Origin of the sequence: Streptomyces griseorubiginosus (genome assembly GCF_036345115.1) — a bacterium.
Taxonomy (GTDB): Bacteria; Actinomycetota; Actinomycetes; order Streptomycetales; family Streptomycetaceae; genus Streptomyces; species Streptomyces griseorubiginosus_C.
This window is the reverse complement of the sequence record NZ_CP107766.1, coordinates 6,836,006-6,860,944: the sequence shown is the minus strand read 5'-3', so window position 1 is coordinate 6,860,944 and position 24,939 is coordinate 6,836,006. Positions and strand designations below refer to the sequence as shown.

Sequence of the window (24,939 nt, the reverse complement as noted above, 5' to 3'; positions counted from 1 at the left end):
GGTCGCGTACGGCGCGGGCCCTTGGTCCCTCCCCACCGACGGGCCCGCGCCCGACCACGCCGTAGTCCCTCACTCGTCTTCGACATCTTTCTTGCAAAGGAACCGCGCATGCCCTCAGAAACCGGACCGTCCCGCAGGACCGTCCTGACCGCCATCGGTGTCGCGTCCCTGGCAGGGACGTTCGCCGGGTCCACTCCCGCCATGGCCGCCCCGGCCGCCGAGGCCTCTCCCGTCACCCTCCCGGCCGCGTCGGCTCACTGGACCTTCGACGAGGGCACCGGCACCACCGCCGCGGACGCGTCCGGCAACGGTGAGACCGCGACACTCCAGGGCGCGGCGGGCTGGGGCGACGGCAAGGTGGGCGCCCACAGCCTGAACCTCACGGCGGGCGGGAACGCCACCGCGTCCGGACCGGTGGTGGACACCTCCAAGGCGTTCTCGGTGTCCGCGTGGGTCAACCTCGCCCAACTGGGCGGCTACCAGACCGCCGTGAGCATCGACGGCAAGGTGGTCAGCGCCTTCTACCTGGGCCTGCGCGACGACACGGGCACCTTCGCCTTCGCCCGATTGGCGTCCGACGCCACGCAGGGAGCGGCGGTGGCGGCAGCCGCCTCGGCCCCGATCGTCGGCACGTGGACCCACCTGGTGGGCGTGAGCGACGCCGCGGCCGGTGTCACCCGCCTGTACGTGAACGGCGTACTGGAAGGGGAGACGGCGTATGCGGCGGGCTGGGCCGGCACGGGGGCCACGGCGATCGGCCGTGCCCTGTACGGCGGCGGCCAGGTCGACCAGTTCCACGGCCAGATCGACGACGTACAACTGTTCCCCACGGCCCTCACCTCGGACCAGGTGGCGACGCTGGCGGGCGTCCCGGTGGAGTCCACGACCCCGCTGCTGAGCGTGGACGTGTCGAATCCGGCTCACGCAGTCTCCCCCATCCTCCCGGGCCTGATGTTCGAGGACATCAACCACTCCGGCGAGGGCGGCATCTACGCCGAACTGGTCCAGAACCGCTCGATGATGGCGAGCGACACGGATCCGGTGCACTGGTCGGCGGTGGGTGGGACCACCCTCTCTCTGGACACTTCGACACCGCTGAACGAGGCGCTGAACCGCTCGCTGAAGGTGGTGCTGCCCAGCGGCACTGGAGTCGGGAGCCGGGCCGGTGTCTCGAACGACGGCTTCTGGGGCATCCCGGTCCGCCCCCGAACGACGTACACGGCCCGCCTGTTCGCGAAGGCGTCACGACGGATGGGCCCGCTGACGGTGTCGATCGAGTCGGCGGACGGGGGGACGGTGTACGCGTCGGCACGGGTTTCGCACATCGGTACGACGTTCCCGGACCGCCCCTACGAACTGACCCTGCGCACAGGGGCGGGTGCCCCGGTGACGGGCGACGCGCGACTGACGGTGACCACGTCGGATGCCGCCGCGTCGGGCGAGACCCTGTGGCTCCAGCACGTCTCCCTCTTCCCGCCCACGTACAACAACCGGCCGAACGGCCTGCGCGTGGACCTGATGGAGAAGTTGATCGCCCTGAAGCCGAAGTTCCTGCGCTTCCCGGGCGGCAACTTCCTGGAGGGCAACACGATCGCGACCCGCTTCAACTGGAAGAACACGATCGGCCCGGTCTGGGAGCGCCCCGGCCACATGGACGACGCGTGGGGCTACTGGTCGACGGACGGCCTGGGCCTGATGGAGTACCTGCACTGGGTGGAGGACATGAAGGCCCAGCCGGTCCTGGCGGTCTTCGCGGGCTACACGCTGAAGGGCGACCACGTCACGGGCGACGCGCTTCAGCCCTTCGTCCAGGACGCGTTGGACGAGATCGAGTACGTGACGGGCCCGGTCACCAGTAAGTGGGGTGCCCGGCGCGCGGCGGACGGCCACCCGAAGCCGTTCCCGCTGGAGTACGTGGAGATCGGCAACGAGGACTGGTTCGACGGCTCGGGCTCGTACGACGCACGCTTCACGGCGTTCCACGACGCGATCAAGGCGAAGTACCCGCACCTGAAGCTGATAGCGACGACGACGGTGACGAGCCGCACGCCGGACCTGATGGACGAGCACTACTACTTGGCCCCGTCGGCGGCCCAGGCGGCAACCCACAAGTACGACAACAGGGACCGCGCGTCGACGAAGGTGTTCGTGGGCGAGTGGGCGGCGCAAGAGGGCCGCCCGACCCCCGACCTGAACGCGGCGTTGGGAGACGCGTCGTGGCTGGCGGGCCTGATCCGCAACTCGGACCAGGTGCTGATGGAGTGCTACGCCCCCCTCTTCTCCAACGTGAACAACAACGTCTGGGCGACGAACCTGATCGCCTACGACAACCTGACGAGCTACGTCTCCCCGAGCTACTGGGCGCAGCAGATGCTGACGAGCAAGCTGGGCGAGATGGTCCTGCCGGCGACGGCAAGGGCGTTGCCGGGGTTGGCGACGGTGGTGACGCGGACCGGTAAGCACGTGTACCTGGCGGTGGTGAACTACGGGACGGAGAAGCTGGACGTCCCGGTGGAGCTGGAGGGCCTGGCGAGGGGGGTCAGGAAGAGCGCGAAGGCCACTGTGCTGACGGGCCCGTCCCCGACGGCGACGAACACCCTGACGGAGCCGACGACGCTGGTCCCGAGAACAACGACGGTGTCGGGAGCGGGCCAGACGTTCACGACGACGCTGCCACCGCTGTCGGTGACGGTCCTGGAGCTCACGCTGACGTGATGTCGGTGATCTCCACGGAGAGTTCAGTGCTCGCCGAGGCGGTGCTGATCAGAGAGGGCCGGTAGCTCAGGCTGGTCTGGTTCGTCAGCTCGGCGGTCTGGATGACCGGCCCGGACTCGTCGCCGTGGATCTCGTACGTGATCTCGTAGACGGCGTCCGGGTCGAGGTCCCCACTGCTGCCGAGGTAGGTGAGGTCCGGCTCCACGGTCACATTGCAGCCGGCCGATCCGAAGCACTGGCGCTCGGTGGTGCGGAGGTCGATGGAGAAGCTGTCGGCGTCGACCTGGGCGTAGGTCGGTTCGGGGTCCGGTTCGGGGTCCGCTTCGGCGAAGGGGGCGGCGAGATCCTCGCCTGCGGAGCTGGGCGCTGCGGTGGTGGACGGTTTGTCGTCGTTGGGGGTGGACCCGGTGGTGGCCCCCACGACGACGAGGCCGGTGGTGACGATCGCGGCGATCACGGCGGCGGCCGAGCCGATGATGACGGCGTTGGCGCGACGCTTGTTGGATGGTGCGGGCGCCTCGATCGGCGAGGGTGGTGGAAAGGCGGGCGGCGGGAGAACGGGCGGCGGCGGTGCCGCGGGAGGCTGTGGGAGGTTCTCGTCCATCGTCAGTTCCACCCGTCCAGGAGACCGGCACTGACCTGGGCACTACAGATGTTGTAGTCACCGGCCGCGTGCCCCTTCTTGGTCTTCCCGCCGACGGTGACGGAGCAGTGGATGTCCCCGGACCCTTGGAGCTGCGCGGTGACGTTGAAGTACAGGGCGTCGTCGTCGAGGGGAAGGGTGGCCTTGAACTCACCGTCCTTGAAGGTGCCGTCGCGGTTGTCGGAGTCGGACCCGTAGGTGATGTTGAGGGGGCCGAGGGCACCGGCGGGGGCGGTACCCCAGACCTTGAAGACGACGACCTTCTTGTCGGCCTTCTTGTCGCTGTCCTCCTTGCCCTTCTGTGCCACGGAACCGCCAGCCTTGGTGTCGTCGACGCTCTTGCTGGTGTCCTTGGGATCGCTCGAACCGGAGCCACCGCCCACGACGGCACCGACGAGAGCGATCAGAACAAAGAGCCCGACCAGCCCGAGACACCCGAGCCCGATGACCTTTCCAGCACCGCCCTTCTTCGGCGGCGGCGCGAACGGCGGCTGCCCAAAGGGCTGTTGGGGTCCACCCCATCCGGGCTGCTGCGGCGGGTACTGCTGCTGGCTCATGGTTCCCCCTGGGGCGTGGGTCGTGCAGTGCATGGTGTGTGACTCGCACAGCTCCCGCACGGTTTCCAAACCAGCTCAATTCACCTGATCGTGGGGTGCTCAGGGGGCCGAGCCAGTGCTGGAACGACATGTACAGGCGGCGGCAGGCGAGCCGGGTTGTCTTCGTCCGCAAGGGCTCGAGGGAGCAGCTGCCGCACACAAACAGGTCCGTAGGTCGAGAACTTGCACTGCTTGGCATGGTGGAACCTGCGAGCGCCTTTCGGGCCCTGATTCTCGGATCACCGGCAGGCAGTCCCTTGAATTCCTCGGCGTCGGGCTCCTGCCGCATACGTCCCGCGCCGCCGTGCAGCAGTCGGCGCGGCCGAGCTCAACTTCGGAGCCCGCCCGGCCCCGGTAATCCCCCGGGCCGGGCCCAAGCCCTCACGCAGCCGTATGTCCGTGTAGGGCAATGGCAGTTGTCGCACTCAACTCGACACCAGAGAACACATTTTCTGCACGAATTGGTGCAACCATTTCCACATCCGGAGAGTCCGCGTCTACATGTACACGCGCATCCTGGACATGCAGGCGCAGTCGAGCCAGCCCGGCCACAGTGGTCGGCCTCGCTCGACACGTCCGCTGCGACATGCCGAGACCGGGGCGGCAGCCCGCTCAGCCGCACGCAAGCGAGACGCGCCCACTTCGCCCGACCGTTCGATGCCGCACGCCACCTCCCTTAACAGTGAGGTTCCAGCCCGTTGACAATGTCAACAGGCTGGATGTCTGTAAACTGGACCCAGTATCGTGTACGGTAACCACTGCCTCACTGTCCGTTCTGACACGATGGGCCGTGCGGCAGCAGATCAGGGGGCGCGTTCCGTTTCGGAACCGCGAGAACGCGAGTAGCAGGCAGAGGAGCGGGCAGTGAGCCACGAGCTCGTCGACGGCAGATTCCGCATCGGGCGCGTCATCGGCAGGGGCAACATGGGGGAGGTCCATCAGGCCGAGGACCTGCGCGCTCCCGAGGACTCGCCCGAGCGCACGGTCGCCGTGAAGACGATCCTGCGTCGCCGCACCGGAGGCCGGATCGAAACCGGCGGCGACACCAAGGCCGTGGAGCGCTTCGCCCGCGAAGTGAACATCATGCGCCAGCTGGACCATCACCCCAACATCACCAGGCTCATCGCCGGCGGCATCGCCATGGACTGCGACGGCCTGCCCTATCTCGCCATGGAGTACCTGGACGGCGAGTCACTGCGCGACCTCATCGAAGAGGAGCCGCAGCTCCCGGTCGCCTGGACCGCCGCCATCGGCGCCCAGATCGCCGCTGGCCTCGCCGCCGCCCACGCGAAAGGCGTGGTCCACCGCGATCTGAAGCCCGCCAACGTCATGCTCACGCGCGGCGGCACTGTCAAGCTGCTCGACTTCGGCATGGGCAGCATCGTCGACGACCCGGATCAGACCCGCCTGACCAGTACCGGCGTCAGCGTGGGCACCGCCCGCTACATGGCGCCCGAGCAGTGCCAGGCCAAGCAGGTCACCCAGGCCGCCGACCTGTACGCGCTGGGCTGTGTGCTGTACGAGACGCTGGTCGGCGTCCCACCCTTCACGAGCGAGTCGGCGTACGAACTGGCCGAGCGGCATGTCCATCAGGAGCCGAGCCCCGTCCGCGCGATCCGCGGCGACGTCCCCGCCGAACTCGCCCGCCTCGTCGACCGGCTGCTGGCCAAGGACCCCGCGAACCGCCCCGCAGACGCCGTGACCGTACGGGACGCCCTGCTCCCCCTCGCCGTACCGGCGGACGGAACCTGCCTCGTCCCCGCATGGATCGAGCGGGACCCGACACTCCCCCTGCGCGAGGCCGCCCCCGCCCCCGCGACCGTCCTGCCGCAGCAGCCGACACCGGTGACCGGCTCCAGCGCCGGCATGGACGTCTTCGGTGTCCACCAGAATCTGATCCGCGACTACCGCTCCTTCACCGAGGGCGGCACCGTCATCCGCGACGAGCGCATCAAGGCGTACGTCGAGAAGGACCTGGACGAGAAGTCCCAGTGGCCGAACCCGTGGCTGTCGCTCAACCCGTTCTTCCAGGGCGGCGGCACGGTGGTCGAGCTCGCCCAGCAGAAGGTGCTGCACCCCGAGTGCGCCCGCATCTTCCAGGCGAAGAAGACCGAGGGCGGCACCGTCTGCGACGGCCGTCCGCTGCTCCTGCACCGGCACCAGCGCGACGCCATCGACGCCGCAGCCTCCGGGGCGTCGTACGTCCTGACGACCGGCACAGGCTCCGGCAAGTCGCTCTCCTACATCGTCCCGATCGTCAACAAGGTGCTGCACGAGCGCGACGAGGAGGGTCCGAACGCTCCGAAGCGGGTGCGGGCGATCATCGTGTATCCGATGAACGCGCTCGCCAACAGCCAGCTGCGGGAGCTGGAGAAGTTTCTGCGCGACGGCTACGGCACGGGCCGCGAGCCGGTCACCTTCGCCCGCTACACCGGCCAGGAGGACGACGAGAAGCGCAAGGAGATCCGCGACAACCCGCCGGACATCCTGCTCACCAACTATGTGATGCTGGAGCTGATGCTGACCCGCCCGGCCGACCGGGCGAGCCTCATCAAAATGGCGCGGGGCCTGGAGTTCCTCGTATTCGACGAACTGCACACCTACCGCGGCCGCCAAGGCGCCGACGTCGCGCTGCTGATCCGCCGTGTCCGCGAGGCCTGCCAGGCGGAGAACCTGCAGTGCATCGGCACCTCGGCCACCATGTCGACGGAAGGCACACTGGAGGACCAGCGGCAGGTGGTCGCCGGTGTGGCGAGCACGCTGTTCGGCACGAAGGTCCACCCCGAGCACGTCATCGGCGAGACTCTGGTCCGCGCGACGGGCGAGGCACCCGTGACCGTGTCGGCCGAACGCCTCACCTCCTCCGCTCCGCGCGCCTACGACGACCTGGCGCGCGACCCGCTGGCCCGCTGGATCGAGGACCGCTTCGGCCTCGTCGAGGACGACGCCACAGGACGGCTCGTACGCCGACCCCCCACCCAGATCGAAGTCGCGGCGCGCGAGTTGCACGAGACGTCGGGCGTCGACGAGGAACAGTGCGCGAAAGCGATCCGAGCGACTCTGGAAGCCGGCTCGCAGGCACTCAACCCACGCAACGAACGGCCACTGTTCGCCTTCCGCCTGCACCAGTTCCTCTCCAAGGGTGACACCGTCTACGTCACCCTGGAGAACAAGTCCTCCCGCCATCTGACCCGCTCCTACCAGCTCGAACAGCCCGGAAGTGGCGGCAAGTTGCTGATGCCACTGGCTTTCTGCCGGGAGTGCGGCCAGGAGTACCTGACCGTGTGGCGCACGGAGAAGGACGGCGAAATCCGTTACGAGGCCCGCCGCGACACCTCGGCGACCGGCGGCAGACAGGGCGACGGCTACCTGTACGTCGACCACGAGCGCGAGTGGCCGTCCAACGTGCAATACGCGGTGGACGACCGCCGACTGCCCGAGTCCTGGCTGGAGTTGGACGACAAGGGCCAGGAGGTCGTCAAGCGCGCCTACCGCGACCGGGTGCCGAAGGCCGTCACCGTCAACGCGTTCGGCCACGAGGGCCAGGGCGAGCTGAAGGCCGCGTTCATCCCGTCGCCGTTCCTGTTCTGCCTGCACTGCGGTGTGGCCTACGAGCAGACGCGCGGCCGGGACTTCGCCAAGCTGGCGACCCTGGACCAGGAGGGCCGCTCCTCGGCGACCTCGCTGGTGTCGGCGTCGATCGTCCGCTCGCTGAAGTCCGTGCCAGAGGAGGCTCTCGACCCGAGGGCGCGCAAACTCCTCACGTTCGTCGACAATCGCCAGGACGCCTCCCTCCAGGCGGGCCACTTCAACGACTTCGTGCAGATCACCCAGCTTCGCGGAGCCCTGTACCGGGCGGCCCTGGACGCCGGCGATGACGGCCTGCGCCACGAGGAGCTGGCCTCGGAGGTGACCAACGCGCTCGCCATCTCCCCCGCGGACTACACCGGCGAGACCGAGCTGCCACCGTCGCTGGCCCGCAACGCGGCCCGCACGCTGCGCGACGTGATCGCCTTCCGGCTCTACCTCGACCTGGAGCGCGGCTGGCGCATCACCATGCCCAACCTGGAGCAGACCGGCCTGCTGGAGATCGACTACGAGGACCTGGGCTGGGTCGCCGACAAGCAGGACCGCTGGGAGGGCACGCACCAGGCATTGCGGGACGCCGACCCGCCACTGCGAGCCGAGGTCATGAAGGCCCTGCTGGACGAGATGCGCCGCTCACTCGCCATCGACGTGTCGTACTTCCGTGACGATGCCTTCGACTCCCTCCAGCGCGCGAGCGAGGAGCGGCTGGTCGACCCGTGGGTACTGTCCTCCGCCGACAAGCCCCGCATCGGCACCGCCTTCCCGCATCCGTCTCGGCCCGGCACGGACCGTTCGAGCCTGTTCCTGTCGGCACGCGGCAAGTTCGGCAAGTACCTGCGGCGCACGGACCGTACCTTCCGCGACCTGGGCCAGGACGACCTGCAGCTGATCATCGCCGAGCTGCTGAAGGTGCTGACCAAGGCGGGCCTGGTGAAGGAGGTGGAGGCCGCCCCGCAGCGGGCCGGCCGCTACCGCCGGGCTTCGTCCGTTGCCACGACCGGCTACCGGGTGGCCGCCCAGTCACTGGTGTGGCGCGCGGGCAAGGGAGAGTCGGGCGCGCACGACCCCCTGACCCGCACCTACCAGAGCGGCGACGGCCCGCGCATCAACACGTTCTTCCTCAAGCTGTACCAGGAGACCGCCGACGCGCTGTCCGGCCTGTACGCCCGCGAGCACACCGCGCAGGTGTCCCCGGAGGACCGCGAGGCACGCGAAAAAGCCTTCCGTAAAGCGGAGTTGAAGCTCCTGTACTGCTCCCCCACGATGGAGCTGGGCGTCGACATCTCCGAGCTCAACGCGGTGATGATGCGCAACGTACCGCCCACGCCCGCCAACTACGCCCAGCGTTCGGGCCGCGCGGGCCGCAGCGGCCAGCCCGCGCTGGTGACGACGTACTGCGCGACGGGCAACAGCCATGACCAGTACTACTTCCGCCAGCCCTGGCGCATGGTGGCGGGCGCGGTTGCCCCGCCCCGCCTGGACCTGGCCAACGAGGACCTGGTCCTCTCCCACCTCCAGGGCATCTGGATCGCCGAGGCCGGCCTGCGCCTGGGCCGCTCCATCCCGGACGTCCTCGACGTGGCGTACCCGGAGTCCGGCGAGCGCCCGGATCCGGCCCTGCACCTGCTGCCGGACATCCGGGACGCGGCCCACGACGACGGCGCCCAGCGGCGCACGGTCAACGCGGCACTGCGCGTCCTCGGCCCGCTGTTCAAGGACTTCGCGGACACCACGTGGTGGCACGACGACTGGATCGACGACAAGGTCCGCACCGTCGCCGAGCGCTTCGACCGCGCCTTCGACCGCTGGCGCAGCCTGTTCCGGGCCGCCCTGGACGACCAGTACGTCCAGAACAAGCGCCGCCTCGACTACAGCCTCACCGAAGGCGACCGCAACCGCGCCAACGCCCGCCGCCGCGAGGCCGAGACCCAGCTGAACCTCCTCATGAACGAGAGCGTCGACAGCAAGTCGGTGCTCTCCGACTTCAACCCCTACCGCTACCTGGCCTCCGAGGGCTTCCTGCCCGGCTACAGCTTCCCGCGCCTGCCGCTCGCCGCCTACATCCCGACGATCGGCCGCCGCCGCGGCGACGGCGACTACCTCCAGCGCCCCCGCTTCCTCGCCATCCGCGAGTTCGGCCCCGGCTCGCTGATCTACCACGAGGGCGCCCGCTACCAGGTCACCCGCATCCAGCTGCCCCCGGACTCCTCCGGCGAGCTGACCACCGGCGAGGCGCGCCGCTGCGCCAACTGCGGCTATCACCACGAGCCCAAGGAGCGCGAGGACCGCTGCGGCTTCTGCAACGAGACGCTGGGCGCCGCGACCTACGGCCTGCTGCACCTGCACACCGTGTACACCACACGCCGCGAGCGGATCTCCTCGGACGAGGAGGAGCGGCGCCGGGCCGGCTTCCGGCTGGAGACGTCGTACCGCTTCCACGACCACGGCATCCGCAAGGGCCGCCTCAACGCGACGATCGCCGCCCCGGACGGTCGGCTGGCGCAGATCACCTACGGCGACTCCGCGACCATCCGCATCACCAACACCGGCCGGGTGCGCGCCCGTACGGACGAGCCGCCGGGCTACTGGCTGGACCTGGCGGACGGTCGCTGGATGAACGACAAGGACGCGTCCGAGGCGTCCGGCGACTCCAGCGAGCTGCCGCTGGTGGACGCGGACGGCAACGAACGGCGCCGCAAGAAGCGTGTCATCCCGTTCGTGGAGGACCGCCGCAACATCCTCGTCGTCACCCTCGACGAGGCGCTGCCGGAGCCGATCGCACTCACCCTGATGTACGCGCTGGAGCGCGGCATCGAGGCCGCCTTCGAGCTGGAGGACGCCGAGCTGTCCAGCGAGCTGCTGCCGCCGGACGACGGCCCCAGGCGCCGCATCCTCTTCATGGAGGCGGCGGAGGGCGGCGCCGGCGTTCTGCGCCGCCTCCAGGCCGAGGACGACGCCCTCGCGAAGGCGGCAAGCCGAGCCCTGGAGATCTGCCACTTCTCCGAGGACGGCAAGGACAAGGGCGGCGAGGAGCACCGCCCGGGACGGGCCTGCGCGCTCGGCTGCTACGAGTGCCTCCTTACGTACGGCAACCAGCTCGACCACGCACAGATCAACCGGCACACGGTGGCCGGGCTGCTGGTGCGGTTCGCGTCGGCGACGGCGGAGCGGGAGTCGCGGGGTGAGTCCCGGTCGGAGCAGTATCGGCGTCTGCTGGCCGATTCTCCCGCTGAACCCACGGTCGTCGAGGTGTCGGCGTCCGAACTGGCCGCACAGGGCGACTTCCTGGGCTGGGCGAAGGCGCGCGGGCTGCGCCTGCCTGACGAGAAGGACGTGTTCCTGACGGAGGCGAACGCGGCACCGGACTTCGTGTACCGGCTGCCAGGCGCCAGTGTCGCGGTGTTCGTGGACGGCCCCGACACAGAGACGACGGCGCTCCGCGACGCAGACGCCGAGGAGCGGCTGTTCGACGCCACCTGGGACGTGGTCCGCTTCCCGCATGGCGGCGACTGGGACGCGATCGCCGCCGCCAACACCCGGTACTTCGGCTCTCCGGCCGCCAACTAGTCACCCACGCAGAGGATTTGAAGAGCGCTATGGCATTCACGTACTCCGCCGGATCCCTGGTGAAGGCCCGTGGCCGCGAGTGGGTGGTACTCCCCGAGAGCGAGCCCGACCTGCTCGTCCTGCGCCCGCTCGGCGGCTCGGACGACGACATCGCAGCGGTGTTCCCCTTCGAGCCCGTCGAGGAGGCCCGCTTCGCCCCGCCGGAGCCGACCGACCTCGGCGACCAGCGTGCGGCGGGCCTGTTGCGCACGGCCCTGCGCGTGGGCTTCCGCTCGGGCGCGGGCCCGTTCCGTTCGCTGGCCGGTATCGCGGTGGAGCCGCGCGCGTATCAGCTCGTACCGCTGCTGATGGCCCTGCGCCAGAAGACGGTCCGCATGCTGATCTCGGACGACGTCGGTATCGGCAAGACGATCGAGGCGGGCCTGATCGCGAGCGAGATGCTGGCGCAGGGCGAGGCGACCGGGCTGGCGGTCCTCTGCTCCCCGGCCCTGGCCGAGCAGTGGCAGCAGGAGCTGCGCAGCAAGTTCGGGATCGACGCGGAGCTGGTGCTGTCCTCGACTGTGTCGCGGCTGGAGCGGGGGCTGGACCTGGGGCAGTCCCTGTTCGACAGGTACCCGAACGTGATCGTCTCCACGGACTACATCAAGTCCCCGCGCCACCGCGACGACTTCGTGCGCCACTGCCCCGACCTGGTGATCGTCGACGAGGCCCATACGTGCGTGGCAGCCGACGACACTTCGGCCAACTCCCAGAACCAGCTGCGCTACGAGCTGCTGCGCCGGGTGGCGGAGGACGCCGAGCGTCATCTACTGCTGGTGACCGCGACCCCGCACAGCGGCAAGGAGTCGGCGTTCCGGAACCTGCTCGGCCTGGTCAAGCCGGAGCTGGCCCACGTGAACCTGGAGTCGGAGACGGGCAGGAAGCTGCTCGCCCAGCACTTCGTGGCCCGCAAGCGGGCGGACGTACGCCAGTACCTCACCAAGGAGGACGGCCTGGCGGACGACTCCCTCGCGGAACGCACTGCCTTCCCGTCGGACCGCTTCTTCAAGGATGAGACGTACAAGCTGTCCCCCGAGTACCGGGCCCTGCTGGACGACGCGATCGCCTACGCAAGCGAGCGGGTCGAGCAGGCGGGCGGGCAGGGCAAACGGGAGGCGCGAATCGCCTGGTGGTCGGCGATCGCGCTGCTGCGCTCGCTGGTGTCGTCCCCGGCGGCAGCCGCGCAGACCCTGACGACCCGTTCGGCGGCGGCGATCGCGGCGTCGGCGGAGGAGGCCGACAAGCTGGGCGCCCCGCTGAACAGCGACGCGGCCGACAGTGACGCCATGGAGGGCATGGACGTGGCGCCGGGCGCGGAGACGGACGAGGGCTCGGTGAAGTCGCAGCTGGCAGAACTGGCGGAGCTGGCCGAGCAGTTGAAGGGACCGGAGAAGGACCTCAAGCTGAAGGCGCTCATCAAGCACCTGAAGGCTCTGCTGGCCGACGGCTACAACCCGATCGTCTTCTGCCGCTACATCCCGACGGCCAAGTACCTGGCCGAGCAGCTCGCGAACGACCCGGAGACGAAGAAGCGCGGCCCCCTGGGCGCGAAGACGGTCGTCAAGGCGGTCACCGGCGAGCTGTCCCCGCAGCAGCGCATCGAGCGGATCGAGGCGCTGGCGGCGGAGGCCGGCGAGGACGCGGCGGCCCGCCGGGTTCTGATCGCGACGGACTGCCTGTCGGAGGGTGTGAACCTCCAGCACTACTTCGACGCGGTGGTGCACTACGACCTGGCCTGGAACCCCACTCGCCACGACCAGCGCGAGGGCCGCGTCGACCGCTACGGCCAGCGCCGCGACGAGGTCCGCGTCATCACCCTGTACGGCGACGACAACGGCATCGACGGCAAGGTCCTGGAGGTACTGATCAAAAAGCACCGCCAGATCAAGAAGGACCTCGGCATCTCGGTCTCCGTCCCCGACGAGCTGTCGACGGGCGTGACGGACGCGATCGTGGAATGGCTGCTGATGCGCGGCCGGGAGAACGAGGACGCGCTGTTCAGCGCGGACGCGTTCAAGGTGAGCACGGCGAAGTTGGACAGCGACTGGAACTCGGCGGCGGAACGCGAGCGGCAGTCCCGCTCCCGGTTCGCCCAGCGGTCCATCCACCCGGAGGAAGTGGCCCGCGAGGTCGCGTCGATTCGGGAGGCGCTGGGCGGTGCGGGGGAGATCCGGACGTTCGTACGGGAGGCGTTGGGCGCGCTGGGTGCGGTGCTGCGGGGCGCCGATGGCGCTGGCCGCGAGTCCGGGGACTTCGCCGCCCAAGTCGGCGGCACCCCCGCGGGCCTGCGGGACGCGCTGGCGCCGGTGGTGGGGGCGGAGGTCGTGGAGAAGGACCGCGAGATCCCGTTCCGCGGCGACCCGGCGGTGGCGCGCGGCGAGGCGGCCCTGGTCCGCACGGACCCGGTGGTAGGCGCCCTGGCGTCTCACGTACTCAATGCCGCGCTGGACACCCAGGCGGAGGGCGCGCGCCCGGCCCGCCGCTGCGGGGTGATCACGACGGACGCGGTCAGCACAAGGACGACCCTGCTGCTGGTCCGCTACCGCTTCCACCTCACACTGCCGTCCCGGAGCGGCGAACGGCAACTGGTGGCGGAGGACGCTCGCCTGCTGGCCTTCGAGGGTGCGCCGAAGAACGGGGCGTGGCTGACACCGGAGCAGGCGACGGCTCTGCTGGAGGCGACGGCGTCGGAGAACACCGACCCGCATTTCGGGGAGCGCACGATGACCCGCATTCTCGGCCAACTGCCGGACGTCAACGGCTATCTGGAGACGTACGGCGATGAACTCGCCGCCGAGTTGGACGCGGCCCACCGCCGGGTGCGTGCCGCCTCTGGCGAGATCGTCCGAGGCCTGTCGGTCACCGCCCAGAAGCCCGCCGACATCCTCGGCGCCTACGTCTACCTGCCCGCAGCCGCTTCCGTTTCGGTTGGAGTGTCCGCCTAATGTCCGCCACCACCCGCAACCAGGTGTTCACCGCCGTCCACACGGTCGGGGGGCTGCTGCCGGCCGACATGCTGGTACGGATCTCCGAAGGCAAGGATGTCCCGGGTTCCAAGCCCGCCGACTACGGCCTGCCGTCGTCCCGTTCGGTACGGGACGAGGCCGAGCGCAGCTGGGAGTACCTCAAGCCGCTGTGGCGCGAGCTGCGCAAGCGGCTGCCGGAAGACCGGGAGACGGGCGTACCGGCTAGCGACCCCACCGGGCTCGCGGAGAACGACTGGCTGACCCCGCTCTGGCGGGAACTGGGCTTCGGCCGCCTCACGCACATCGGTGCGGCAGGCATCACCGCCGACTCCGATGCGGAGAAGAAGTTCCCGGTCTCCCACCGCTGGCACCACGCCCTCATCCACCAGGCGGCCTGGAACGCCGAGCTGGACAAGCGGCCGGGCGGCGCCGGCACGGTCCCGCCGCAGTCGATGTTCCAGGAGTGCCTGAACCGCACCGAGGCCCACCTGTGGGGCGTCCTGACCAACGGCCGCCAGGTCCGCCTGCTCCGCGACTCCAGCGCGCTCGCCACGGCGTCGTACGTGGAGTTCGACCTCGAAGCGATCTTCGATGGTGAGCTCTTCAGCGAGTTCGTGCTGCTGTACCGGCTGCTGCACGCGTCGCGGTTCGAGGTGGCGGAGGGGGCGGCGCCGTCGTCGTGCTGGCTGGAGAAGTGGCGCACTGAGGCCATCGCCTCGGGCACGCGCGCCCTGGACCAGCTCCGCAAGGGCGTCCAGCAGGCGATCACCGCGCTGGGCACCGGCTTCCTACGGCACCCGGAGAACACGGCGCTTCGGGAAGACGTCCGCCCGAAGGCGCTGCAGGCCGCCCTGCTGCGCATGGTGTACCGCCTGCTCTTCGTCTTCGTCGCCGAGGACCGCGACGCACTGCTGTCGCCGGGCGCGGATGACATCGCGCGCGAGCGGTACGAGACGTACTTCTCCTCGGCGAGGCTGCGCGCCCACGCGAGGAAGCGGCGGGGCACGGCGCACGGCGACCTGTACGAGGCGCTGAGGATCGTCCTCGCGGCACTCGGTGACGAGAAGGGCCGCCCCGAGCTGGGCCTGCCCGGCCTCGGCGGTCTGTTCAATGACACGGAGGCAGACGCCCCGCTGCGCGACCTGAAGCTCTCCAACGAGGTCCTTCTGACGGCTGTACGGCACCTCTCCCAGGTCCGCGACAGCAGCTCGGGCCGCTGGCGGGCGGTGGACTACCGGCACCTGGACGCGGAGGAACTGGGGTCGGTCTACGAGTCCCTGCTGGAGCTGGAGCCGAAGTACAGCGCGGCTGAGCGAACATTCACGCTGGTGGAGATCGCGGGCAACACCCGTAAGACGACGGGTAGTTACTACACGCCGTCGTCGCTCATCGAGTGCCTGCTGAACACCACGTTGGACCCGGTGATAAGGGATGCCGTGCAGCGCGGTGAGGAGGCGGCCGCGCGATCGGGTGCGGCCGATCCGGCGGACGCGATCATCAATGAGCTGCTCTCTCTGACGGTGTGCGACCCGGCGTGCGGCTCCGGACACTTCCTGGTGGCGGCGGCCCGCCGTATCGCTAAACGGGTCGCGGCCGTCCGCGAACGCAACCCGGAGCCCACGCTGGACGCGGTACGCCACGCTCTGCATGAGGTCGTCGCGCGCTGCATCTACGGCGTCGACCTCAACCCCATGGCCGTGGATCTGGCCAAGGTGTCACTGTGGCTGGAGGCCTTGGAACCGGGCAAGCCGCTGAGCTTCCTGGACGCGCACGTCAAGCATGGAAACGCTCTGATTGGCACTACACCAGCGTTGCTACAAGACGGTATCCCCAGCACAGCCTTCAGGGCGGTTGAAGGCGACAACAAGAAGTTCGCGAAATCCATGGAGAAGCAGAATGACCTGGAACGCGGAGGCCAGCACGGCCTCTTCGACTTGACTCAGGAAACAAAGGTCACCAACACAGTCTTCGCAGCGAGTTTGCACCGCATCGTGACTGCCCCGTCGGACACCCTGACTGAGGTAAATCGGCAGGAATCCGCCTACCGCGAATGGTCACAGACAGCCGATTACATCCATGCTCTCCATGTAGCTGATGCTTGGTGCGCTACATTCCTTTGGTATAAGACGCCCGATGCTCCGCCGCTACTGACCGAGGATGCCTTTCGCGCCCTGCAAGACCCCACAGCCTCCGCCGCACCGAAGACCACGCATGAAGAAATCGTGCGATTGCGAGACGAGCATCACTTTTTCCACTGGCACTTGGAGTTCCCGGAAGTATTCCGCGTCACAGCAGATGAGCAGGACCCCAACCGCAACCCATCAACCGGCTGGAGTGGCGGCTTTTCCTGCATCACAGGAAACCCCCCGTGGGAAAATATTGAATTCAAGGAAAAGGAATTTTTCGCTGGCCTATCAGAGGACATCCCCAAGGCGGCAGGAGCGAAACGGAAGGCACTGATTGCCAACCTGGAGACTAAAGATCCGGAAATCTACTCCGAATATAAAAATGCCCTACGTAATGCGAAATCCATCCCGCATTTCGTGTCAAACTCTGGTCTTTTCCCCCTGTACACTCGCGGCATGCGTGAAGTTAAGGGTGCAAATCGCTACAAGCTCGACGCCCTCTTTGTAGAGAAGATCGGCGGCCTCACCGCCGACCGGGGACGCATGGGCCTCCTTACGCCAACCGGCATTGCGACCGACGCAGTCACTCAATTTCTCTTCAAGAACCTCGTCGAGAGTGGTTCGTTGGTCGCGATTTATGACTTCGAGAATCGAGGGGGCCTGTTTCCTGCTGTCGACTCACGCATGAAGTTCAGCATCTTGTCTACAGTCGGTCGATCACTGAGTGAGTCGGCTGCCAGGTTCGCATTCTTTTTGCAGGACCCGTCTGACCTCGCTGATCCCGATAAGGTGTTCTTCCTCACGCCAGAGGAAATTAATCTCCTCAATCCAAACACTGGAACTTGTCCGGTATTCCGCTCCCGTGTTGACGCTGAGGTGACTCTTGGCATGTACCGGAGAGCGCCGATCCTGATCGCACATCAAGAACAGCAAAGGAATTCTTGGGATGTAAAGTTCACACAGGGCCTGTTCAACATGACGGACGACTCGGCGCTGTTTCGCGTTCACGACGACCTGGTGGCCGACGGTTGGACTCTAGAAGGCAACGTCTTTGTTAGAGGACCGGAAAGGATGCTCCCTCTCTATGAAGGGCGCATGGGGCATCAATACAATCACCGCTTCGCCGATTCCAAAGGGGATCGCGAGTCTTCAGAAGCTCAGCTTTCCTCCAGTAAGTTTGTCGTGCAACCCCAGTATTGGGTTTCTTCTCAAGAAACAAATGAGCGTCAGCAGCGACGCAATTTTGCGTGCACTACTGGCATGCTGGGGCATCGCCGTGTAGCACGCAATAATGACGAGCGCACGAGCATCGCTGCAATCATCCCCTGGGGGGCTGCTTCCTATGGGTGGATCTTGTCAGCGGGTCCGACGGCAGTGCACCTTGCCTTGCTGGTCGCTGCATTCAATTCGTTCGCATACGACTACGCTCTTCGGAACAGCTTCAACCAACCGAGCATTCCCCTGAGCACTTCGGAGCAGATTCCTGTCCCAATGCCTGGAGTGCTCGGCAAGCACGGGGATTTCATTATCCCGCGCGTATTGGAGCTTACGTACAGCGCAAACGACATGCAGCCATTTGCGACCGACTTGGGTGACAATGGTGCGCCATTCCGCTGGAATGAGATCCGCCGCACGAGCATTCGCATCGAACTCGACGCTCTCTTCTTCCACCTCTACGGCATCTCACGCGAAGACGTCGACTACATCCTCGACACCTTCCCCATCGTCCGCCGCAAGGACGAGGCAAAGTACGGCACGTACCGCACCAAAGAACTGATCCTCGCCGAGTACGACCGCATGGCCGCCGCCGGCCTCACCCTGGAGAACCCGCTCGTCGATGGCGAGAACTACACCTCCACCCTTACCCCGCCCCCGGGTCAAGGCCCCCGGCACCCCGCCTGACAGTCGGCGATTGCCGCAGGCATCCCGACCACCTCAACTGCGCCAAGCCACTTCAGGAGCGGGCAATGGACAACGAGATACAGCTGATCAGTGACGGTGACGGACTTGCGGTCATCGGGAACGCTGCGGACGTCGAACGCTTCCTCGTCTCTGAGGGACTGTCATCAAAGGACCGTAAACCGAAGAAGCTCAAGTCCGTCTTCGGCACCGGAGCTGCAGCCGCGCAGGCAGGTTCGGAGGTTGCTGCCAACTCCGCCTTCTGGGTGAAGTTGACCAAGGAGTCCGCGCAACGCGTCCAGAATTTCGGACTCATGGAAAGCAAGACGCCAGGCATCAGTCATGCGATGGTGGGGAAACCTGGCTCGATCAAGAACTGGCTTCAGGTCGATAAAGGGGCCGGCTCTTTTCTGACCAACCCGGCACGTTTGGCTGGGGCCGCGGGGCTCATGGCGCAGCTCTCGATGCAGCAAACCATGGACGAGATCACGGACTACCTCGCCGCGATCGACGAGAAGGTCACCGATGTGCTCCGCGCCCAGGAGGACAGGGCGTTGGCGGAGATGGTCGGAGTGGAGCTTGTGATCGGGGAGGCAATGACCATCCGTGAGCAGGTGGGCCGGGTCTCCGAGATCACATGGTCGAAGGTGCAGAACACGTCGGAGACACTCGCGACCGCCCAGGCGTACGCGCTGCGTCGACTCGACGCCCTCGCGGAGAAGATGGAGCGCAAGACGAAGGTCGCTGATCTCGTAGAGGCTGCCGGGGAGGCCGAGGCCAGGGCAGCGGAATGGCTCGCCGTTCTGGCTCGTTGCTTCCAACTGCAGGATGCGATCGCAGTGCTCGAACTCGACCGCGTTCTGGACGCGGCTCCGGAGGAACTGGACCGGCATCGCATCGGAATTCGGATCGCCCGGCAGAATCGCCTGGATCTCATCTCGCAAAGCACCGAGCGTCTGCTGGCCCGAATGAACGCGGCCGCAGGTGAGGCCAATGCGAAGGTGCTGATGCACCCGACCAAGTCCCCGGCCATCGTTGAGTCGAGCAACCATGTCGTGAACGGCATCCATGGCCTCCATGGGCGGCTCGGGATCGAGTCCGGTAGCCGGTCGTCGGAGGCAAGACGATGGGCGGTAGCGGCGGCCGAGGTAAGGGACAAGGCGCTGGAGACTGGAGCGAAGGGCGTCGGCGCCGCCAAGAGCCTCGGCAACGAGACCCTCGACCGGGCAAGAACGACTACAGGCAGGCTCTCCAGCGGGATCGTTGAGCGTGTGCGTCGCCGGGGCGGGGGCGGCGACGAGGAAGGCTGACCGAGGCGTCCACCCACGCCCGCCAGCCCAGCGGGCGCCCTCCGGCTTCCGCGGCGAGGCCGACGGGAGACCACGCCGCCGTGACGATCGCGGTACCGCTCCCTGCTGCAACCCCTGACTCATCGCCACCCGGAGCCGTGTCATGACATCGTTCCCCGACGAGGGAGACACCCGCAAAGTCCAAACCGCTGTCATCGGACGTGCCGGGTCCGATGTACCGGTCTTCCTCCCGTACGACCACGACGAGTTCGGCACCTTCATGCGAGGCCGCTCGCGCGACGAGTTCTACTGCGGAACCCTCCTCGGAGGCTGCGGCAAGAAACTCACTCCCAAGCGGTACACCGAGAAGAAGTGCCACTTCGCCCACCGTCCGCCCGTCCACTGCCGCCGCACCGCGAACGGCGAGTCCAGCGCCGACCATCTCTACATCGGCCAGGCCCTGACCCATTGGCTCGCCCGGCAGAACCACCGGAAGACCAAGGCGTCGTACCGGACGGTCGGGGACAGGCCGGGCGGGACCGTGGACTTCCGGCTGTCCGGCGGGCGGCAGCTCGTCCGCGTTCAGCTGGCGCGGCTGGGCCTCCGGCAGTGGCAGCAGGAGGCAGAAGACCTCGCCAACGGAGCCGACGGCGTCGAGTGGTTGTTCGGCCCGGACAGCATGCTCGCCTACGACCGGGTGAAGACCCACGGATACGCGATTCGCATCGAGTGCCGGACCGTCGGTGCCACACGTGAGGTGCGCGTCGGTACCCAGCTTCCCGGCGGCATCATCGAGTGGACGACCTTGTCCGAATGCTCGATGACGCGCGAAGGCATCATCACGCCGAGCCTTACGCACACGCCCAAGGGCATCATGCCCCACCGTTCGACCGAGACTGCCACCACAGCCACTCATGTCTTCTTCCAATTGGCCGATGACACTGTGGCCTTCACAGGGGCCGTGCCACGGAACGACGTACGCCCGCCAGCGGGATCAACGGGGCGGGTCTACGACGCGGACATTCAGCCCTTGGGAGCGTCAGTGCTCCGAGCCCGCATCGTCCTTCCCTCGATCACCCCGCCCCCCAGCCCGTCGAGGGTCTACCTCCTCGGAAACGGGGTGACGCTGACCCCTCTCGCCGCTGGCACCGGCACCCCGGAACGCGCCCCTGCCTGGCTCATTCTCGCGAGCCGGGCACGACGCCTCGACGCCCGGGAGGCTGCCGGCTGGAACGGACTCAGACCCGTGCTGCCCGCCTCGACGGCAACCGCCCACATTCAGACATCACGGCCGACAGCGGTGCCCGTCGTACGACGACCAGGCCTCAGCGACCCCGAGATCGTCGCCTCCCTCCGGCAGAACCTGGAGCGCATCGCTCGGTCCGGTGGCCAAGTCACCTGGCCCCAGCTCGTCCGGGCGATGGGGAACGGCGCAGAAGCGATCACGCCGGAACACCGCCTCAAGCTGCTCGTGGCAATGGACTTCCCTCGCGCCCAGGACAGACCGGTGCTGTCCTCACTGCTCACTGCGGGCGGCGAAGGACCAGCATCCTTCTTCGCCGATGTGCTCACCGAGCTGGGCTGGGCACCAGGCTTGTCCACACAAGAGGTTCATCGAATCCATCAGCAAGAGCTGGAGCGTGCGTACCAGCTCTTCGGCGCGCGCCGGTCCGACGCATCGCCGAGTCGGAAGGCAGCGGAGGCAGAGGCCCCGCCCGCGTCCGCGGGTCGTCCACAGGAAGTGCCAGAGTCTCAGCAACCCAAGGTTGGCCGGGGGCCGATCTCACCCGCGAGCCTCCCCAAACTTCAGCTCGTACTCGCACTGCGTGAGCATCTCAGAGCACGTGCGAAGAACGGCGCCGCCGACGTGACTTGGCGTGAGCTCTCGGAAGCGACGGGTTTCGCCTTCCAGCTCCTCTCTGACGAACGGTGCGCCAACCTCCTGTTCCGTGTGGATGAGCCACTTACGGAGGGGGGCCTCATGTACGCGGCCCTCGTCGTCGCCGAAGACGGCAACCCCCTGCCATACTTCGCGTCGATCCTCCAGCGGCATGGCCGTCCGGTATCGGGCCTCTCAAGTGAGGTCCACTGGGCCAGGCAAATGGAGGTCGGCCGCATCCGCGACGCGTACACGGATACCGAGCGACAGCGAAAGACTGCCGGAACCGGACCATCCGACGCCCCATCCGCGCCTGAGGCCCGATCCGGCTTCGACCTCCAAGCTCACGTCTCCGAAGTCGCTGCCATTGGCACACTCACCGGACTCCGCTGGAGATTCGGCAGAGCCCGGCAGACCGGCGACCTCGCCGAAGCCAAGCGCGTCTGGCAGGAGGCGGGAAAGGTCTACGGTACGAAACTGACGCCTGAGAACCAGGCGAATTACCGAGACCACTTGCGCGACATGAGCGAATGGGTCCGGGATCGCGAGAATGAGAATGTCCTGGCAGAGCTTCGTCCCTTGCTTCACGACCTTGCGCAGAAGGGCGGCGTCGCAGATGCCAGCACTCTTCGTGGCGACCTGAACAAGGCGAAGGAACTGAAGAGGAAGTACCGCGGCAAGTTGCCGGAGGACCTTCAAGCAGCTCTCCGAGCCACCGAGGAAGGACTTGACGAACCGACCACGTCGCGGAATGAAGTGAGCGCCTCTGATCCCGCCATGGACCACGAGTCCCGGCCAAGCAAGGAGAAGCTCTCTGAACTCGCGGCCGTCGTGCGCGCCGCGTTGGAAGACGCCGCACACGGTGGCACCACCACGACCTGGTCCGCCATCCGGCACCGTCCCGGCGTGGATCTTCCGCACCTGCGCCCGGACGATCAGGGGGAGATTCTGGTTCTCGCTGACGTGGACACCCCTGCAAGCGAGCCGCTGCTCTCCGCTCTGATAACCACGAACAGTGGGGAACTGCACCCGCTGTACCGTCACGTGGCCTATTCGCTCGGCCGCGACCTGCCCATGTCACAGGACGAGCTGCACTCCCAGTGGCAGCTTGATGTCCTGCGGCTCTACGGCCTGTGGAAGCACCGCTGACTTCGCTCAGACGTCCGCCACGAACCCCACGAACCGCGCCCACTCCTCACGCCCGACGGCGAAGTGCGGACGCGTCACGTCCTTGGAATCTCGTACGCAGATGACCTGTTCGGTGACAGCGACCTCGACGCAGCTGTCACCCTGGCTGCCGCTGTAGCTGGACTTGAACCAGGCCAGTTCCGTCGCGCTCATAGCTCTCCTCGGAGTCGTTCCAACAGACCCCGGGAATCCTTGGAGTTGAGGGCCTGCGAGCGCAGTGTGTCATAGCGCTGATAGAGGAGGCTCACCTCTTTCGGGTCGGAGATCAGACGGCCGTTCTGCTGTCCTTCCGAGTACGCTAGCCGCTGCCCCTTCGGCGTCTCCAGAAGCTGCACCGGGCCGTCCAGACACGCGTGCAACCCGGCCTCAAGCGGCACGATCTGAAGCGTCACGTTGCGCGGCGCGCTCAGTTCCAGCACGCGATCGATCATCTCCCGCATCTGCTCAGCGCCCCCGAACCGGCGCCGGAAGACGTGTTCCTCGACAATGAAGCTGAACGGGATGGTCGGCCGCTCGAACAGCATCCGCTGTCGTTCCATGCGCCGGGCCATGAACTCCTCAAGCTGGTCATCCGGCGCCACCGGAACGGTGCCCTCGAACACCGCCCGCGCATACCCCTCCGACTGCAACAACCCCGGCACCAACCGGCACTCATACGTACACAGACTCACCGCCACCCGCTCCAGCTTGGCCCACTGCCGGAACCAAGCCGCCAGCCCCACATCCCCCCGCCCCCGCGTGACGTACCTCGACGACTTCCGCAACGCCCCGGTGTTCCCGAGGAGTTCCTCCGACCGCACCACGTACGACTCGTCGGGCATCCTGCGTCCCAGCTCCACCGACTCCACGGTGTGCTTGGAGAAGCGCACCAGGTCCGCGAACTCGGCCCTGCTGTACCCCGCGTGCTCGCGCAGCGCCTGCTGGACGGCACCCCAGGTCCGCAGACTGTCCGAGGGGTCGGGCTCACGATCCTGCTCGCCGCCGGCCGACTCGCCGTCGCCACCGTCGGCCATGATGTCGATGCCGCCCGTCATACGCGGCCACCTCCCGTTCCGTACAGGCACCACGCGCTACTCATCGCCCCACGCCAGACAGCACCCAGCGTGACGGAAGACCTCGCGTACCGTCCACAGAATGTGTCCGTACGCTGACGCACCGTACGGGCGTCACTTCTGGAACGAGCCCCCGCGCACCCACCACGGTGGCCCCATGAACGCACCCCTTCCCCAAGCCCCCAGCTCCGTGGCCACGTTCGCCCAGCTCCTGTCCTCCACCCGCCGAGGCGCCCGCCTCGCCCGCCTCCTCGCCACCACTCATTTCCGCGCCTGGGGCCTGTCACCTGACGTGACCGAGCGAGCCGAGCAGATCGTCGCCGAACTGGCCGCCAACGCGGCCCTGCACGGCCGCGTCCAGGGCCGCGACTTCCGGCTCGCCCTCACCCTCGACACAGCGACCGGCGTTCTCCGCATCGCAGTCACCGACGCCAAGGGCGGGCAACTCCCCGTCGCACCAACCGACTCGGCCGCCGACAGCGAGTCGGGCCGCGGTCTGCTCATGGTCGACGCGCTGGCCGACCACTGGGGCACCGAATCGCATCCGCCGGGCGGCAAGACCGTTTGGGCCGAGGTGAGCCACCGGTCCCGCTGACAAGTTCCCGTCCATGTCCTGAAGGCCGAATACGACGCGGGACCCGGCCCCGCTTCCGGCTTCTCCGTCCACCCGCTCCTCGTACCCCTCGTCAACGAACTGGGAGACGAGGACGAGTCGTGACCGCCGACCGGGTGTCTCACGGAACGTAAGGCGTCGGAGAAGCCGCGTTGTTACTCTCCGCGCCATGGCTCATGCAGCAGCGCGGGAGATACGCTCTCCGATCCTCTCGATCCACCCGTACATTCCGGCGTTCGAGCAGCATGACAAGGTCATCTGTTCCATGGCCACAAGCGGCGAGTGCGACAAGAAGCTCGTGGCGGAAGTGCGCACGGAGTTCCGCGACGGCAGCGTCCATCACTGGCGCGTGTGCGGCGAGTGGCTGACCACACATCCGTCAGCCATCGCCCACATCGAAGCAAACGGCTTCCAGGAGCCCGTCACTCCTTGACGGTTGCGCGTCCACTCGCCGCCGGGATGACGTTTACGCCAGCCGGTAGACCGCCTGGCCCGGCTCCGGCCTCACGATCAGACCGTCGTCGGCGAGCTCGCGCAGGTTGCGGCGCGCTTCCTTGCCCGCGGCTTCTTCGTCCGCCGGCCGGTATCCGGCGACCCTTAGGGCCAGTACGGCACGCTCCGTGTCCCAGCTGCCGCCCAGCGCCTGGATCACGGCGGCGAGTGCCTGCTTGTGCGTCAGCGGCTTCTCGGTCATGTCACCCTCCCCTTGAAAGAACGCCACAGCATGGCACGGGGCGGCAGGATTTCTGCCACCGGTACAGCGGAGGCGGCCACGCAGA

Annotated in this window: 13 protein-coding genes; 8 read left to right on the top strand and 5 right to left on the bottom strand. The window is 67.5% G+C overall.

The genetic code is table 11. From position 1 onward, the window contains the following. Window positions 1–108 precede the first annotated feature (108 nt). Entirely contained in the window at window positions 109–2,715 is a 2,607-nt protein-coding gene (locus tag OHN19_RS30965) for a LamG-like jellyroll fold domain-containing protein (RefSeq protein WP_330267353.1), read from the top strand. Here OHN19_RS30965 and OHN19_RS30960 read toward each other — a convergent pair. Together OHN19_RS30960 and OHN19_RS30955 are read right to left on the bottom strand one after the other, a co-directional pair. Further along, window positions 2,702–3,319: a hypothetical protein gene (locus OHN19_RS30960; RefSeq protein WP_330267352.1), complete on the bottom strand. Its 618-nt coding sequence runs from the start codon at window positions 3,317–3,319 to the stop codon at window positions 2,702–2,704. The two genes, OHN19_RS30965 and OHN19_RS30960, sit on opposite strands and share 14 nt — an antisense overlap. A 2-nt stretch (window positions 3,320–3,321) precedes the next feature. Next, on the bottom strand, window positions 3,322–3,915 hold the full coding sequence (locus OHN19_RS30955) for a hypothetical protein (RefSeq protein ID WP_330267351.1): 594 nt from the start codon (window positions 3,913–3,915) through the stop codon (window positions 3,322–3,324). 903 nt (window positions 3,916–4,818) lie between these two features. Between OHN19_RS30955 and OHN19_RS30950 the strand changes: the two genes are divergently transcribed. The 5 genes from OHN19_RS30950 to OHN19_RS30930 all read left to right on the top strand — a co-directional run bounded on the left by OHN19_RS30950 (window position 4,819) and on the right by OHN19_RS30930 (window position 22,456). Next, on the top strand, window positions 4,819–11,109 hold the full coding sequence (locus tag OHN19_RS30950; protein ID WP_330267350.1) for a protein kinase domain-containing protein: 6,291 nt from the start codon (window positions 4,819–4,821) through the stop codon (window positions 11,107–11,109). Window positions 11,110–11,138: 29 nt separating this feature from the next. Further along, window positions 11,139–14,093, top strand: coding sequence for a helicase-related protein (locus tag OHN19_RS30945; protein ID WP_330267349.1), 2,955 nt, complete (start codon window positions 11,139–11,141; stop codon window positions 14,091–14,093). Then, window positions 14,093–18,142, top strand: coding sequence for an Eco57I restriction-modification methylase domain-containing protein (locus tag OHN19_RS30940; RefSeq protein WP_330267348.1), 4,050 nt, complete (start codon window positions 14,093–14,095; stop codon window positions 18,140–18,142). The genes OHN19_RS30945 and OHN19_RS30940 overlap by 1 nt, the downstream gene beginning before the upstream one ends. A gap of 65 nt (window positions 18,143–18,207) precedes the next feature. Beyond that, entirely contained in the window at window positions 18,208–19,449 is a 1,242-nt protein-coding gene (locus OHN19_RS30935) for a hypothetical protein (protein WP_330267347.1), read from the top strand. Between the two features lie 142 nt (window positions 19,450–19,591). Then, on the top strand, window positions 19,592–22,456 hold the full coding sequence (locus tag OHN19_RS30930; RefSeq protein ID WP_330267346.1) for a competence protein CoiA family protein: 2,865 nt from the start codon (window positions 19,592–19,594) through the stop codon (window positions 22,454–22,456). Between the two features lie 6 nt (window positions 22,457–22,462). Here the strand turns inward: OHN19_RS30930 and OHN19_RS30925 are convergent, their stop codons facing one another. Continuing rightward, complete coding sequence (locus OHN19_RS30925) at window positions 22,463–22,648, bottom strand: DUF397 domain-containing protein (RefSeq protein ID WP_330267345.1); 186 nt, start codon at window positions 22,646–22,648, stop codon at window positions 22,463–22,465. Further along, the gene (locus OHN19_RS30920; RefSeq protein ID WP_330267344.1) at window positions 22,645–23,529 is read right to left on the bottom strand and encodes a helix-turn-helix transcriptional regulator; all 885 of its coding nucleotides are present in this window, start codon (window positions 23,527–23,529) and stop codon (window positions 22,645–22,647) included. The genes OHN19_RS30925 and OHN19_RS30920 overlap by 4 nt, the downstream gene beginning before the upstream one ends. 175 nt (window positions 23,530–23,704) lie before the next feature. Between OHN19_RS30920 and OHN19_RS30915 the strand changes: the two genes are divergently transcribed. Then, window positions 23,705–24,142 (top strand): ATP-binding protein, encoded by a 438-nt coding sequence (locus tag OHN19_RS30915; protein ID WP_330267343.1) that lies wholly within the window; start codon window positions 23,705–23,707, stop codon window positions 24,140–24,142. Window positions 24,143–24,329: 187 nt separating this feature from the next. Beyond that, window positions 24,330–24,593, top strand: a complete 264-nt coding sequence (locus tag OHN19_RS30910) for a hypothetical protein (protein ID WP_330267342.1) — start codon at window positions 24,330–24,332, stop codon at window positions 24,591–24,593. Window positions 24,594–24,626: 33 nt separating this feature from the next. Here the strand turns inward: OHN19_RS30910 and OHN19_RS30905 are convergent, their stop codons facing one another. Beyond that, the gene (locus OHN19_RS30905; protein WP_330267341.1) at window positions 24,627–24,854 is read right to left on the bottom strand and encodes a hypothetical protein; all 228 of its coding nucleotides are present in this window, start codon (window positions 24,852–24,854) and stop codon (window positions 24,627–24,629) included. Between the last annotated feature and the right edge of the window lie 85 nt (window positions 24,855–24,939).

Bases quoted from the DNA above. Each gene is read 5' to 3' on its own strand.
- OHN19_RS30965 (WP_330267353.1), top strand. From the start codon at position 109: ATGCCCTCAGAAACCGGACCGTCCCGCAGGACCGTCCTGACCGCCATC.
- OHN19_RS30960 (WP_330267352.1), bottom strand. From the start codon at position 3,319: ATGGACGAGAACCTCCCACAGCCTCCCGCGGCACCGCCGCCGCCCGTT.
- OHN19_RS30955 (WP_330267351.1), bottom strand. From the start codon at position 3,915: ATGAGCCAGCAGCAGTACCCGCCGCAGCAGCCCGGATGGGGTGGACCC.
- OHN19_RS30945 (WP_330267349.1), top strand. From the start codon at position 11,139: ATGGCATTCACGTACTCCGCCGGATCCCTGGTGAAGGCCCGTGGCCGC.
- OHN19_RS30940 (WP_330267348.1), top strand. From the start codon at position 14,093: ATGTCCGCCACCACCCGCAACCAGGTGTTCACCGCCGTCCACACGGTC.
- OHN19_RS30935 (WP_330267347.1), top strand. From the start codon at position 18,208: ATGGACAACGAGATACAGCTGATCAGTGACGGTGACGGACTTGCGGTC.
- OHN19_RS30930 (WP_330267346.1), top strand. From the start codon at position 19,592: ATGACATCGTTCCCCGACGAGGGAGACACCCGCAAAGTCCAAACCGCT.
- OHN19_RS30925 (WP_330267345.1), bottom strand. From the start codon at position 22,648: ATGAGCGCGACGGAACTGGCCTGGTTCAAGTCCAGCTACAGCGGCAGC.
- OHN19_RS30920 (WP_330267344.1), bottom strand. From the start codon at position 23,529: ATGACGGGCGGCATCGACATCATGGCCGACGGTGGCGACGGCGAGTCG.
- OHN19_RS30915 (WP_330267343.1), top strand. From the start codon at position 23,705: ATGAACGCACCCCTTCCCCAAGCCCCCAGCTCCGTGGCCACGTTCGCC.
- OHN19_RS30910 (WP_330267342.1), top strand. From the start codon at position 24,330: ATGGCTCATGCAGCAGCGCGGGAGATACGCTCTCCGATCCTCTCGATC.
- OHN19_RS30905 (WP_330267341.1), bottom strand. From the start codon at position 24,854: ATGACCGAGAAGCCGCTGACGCACAAGCAGGCACTCGCCGCCGTGATC.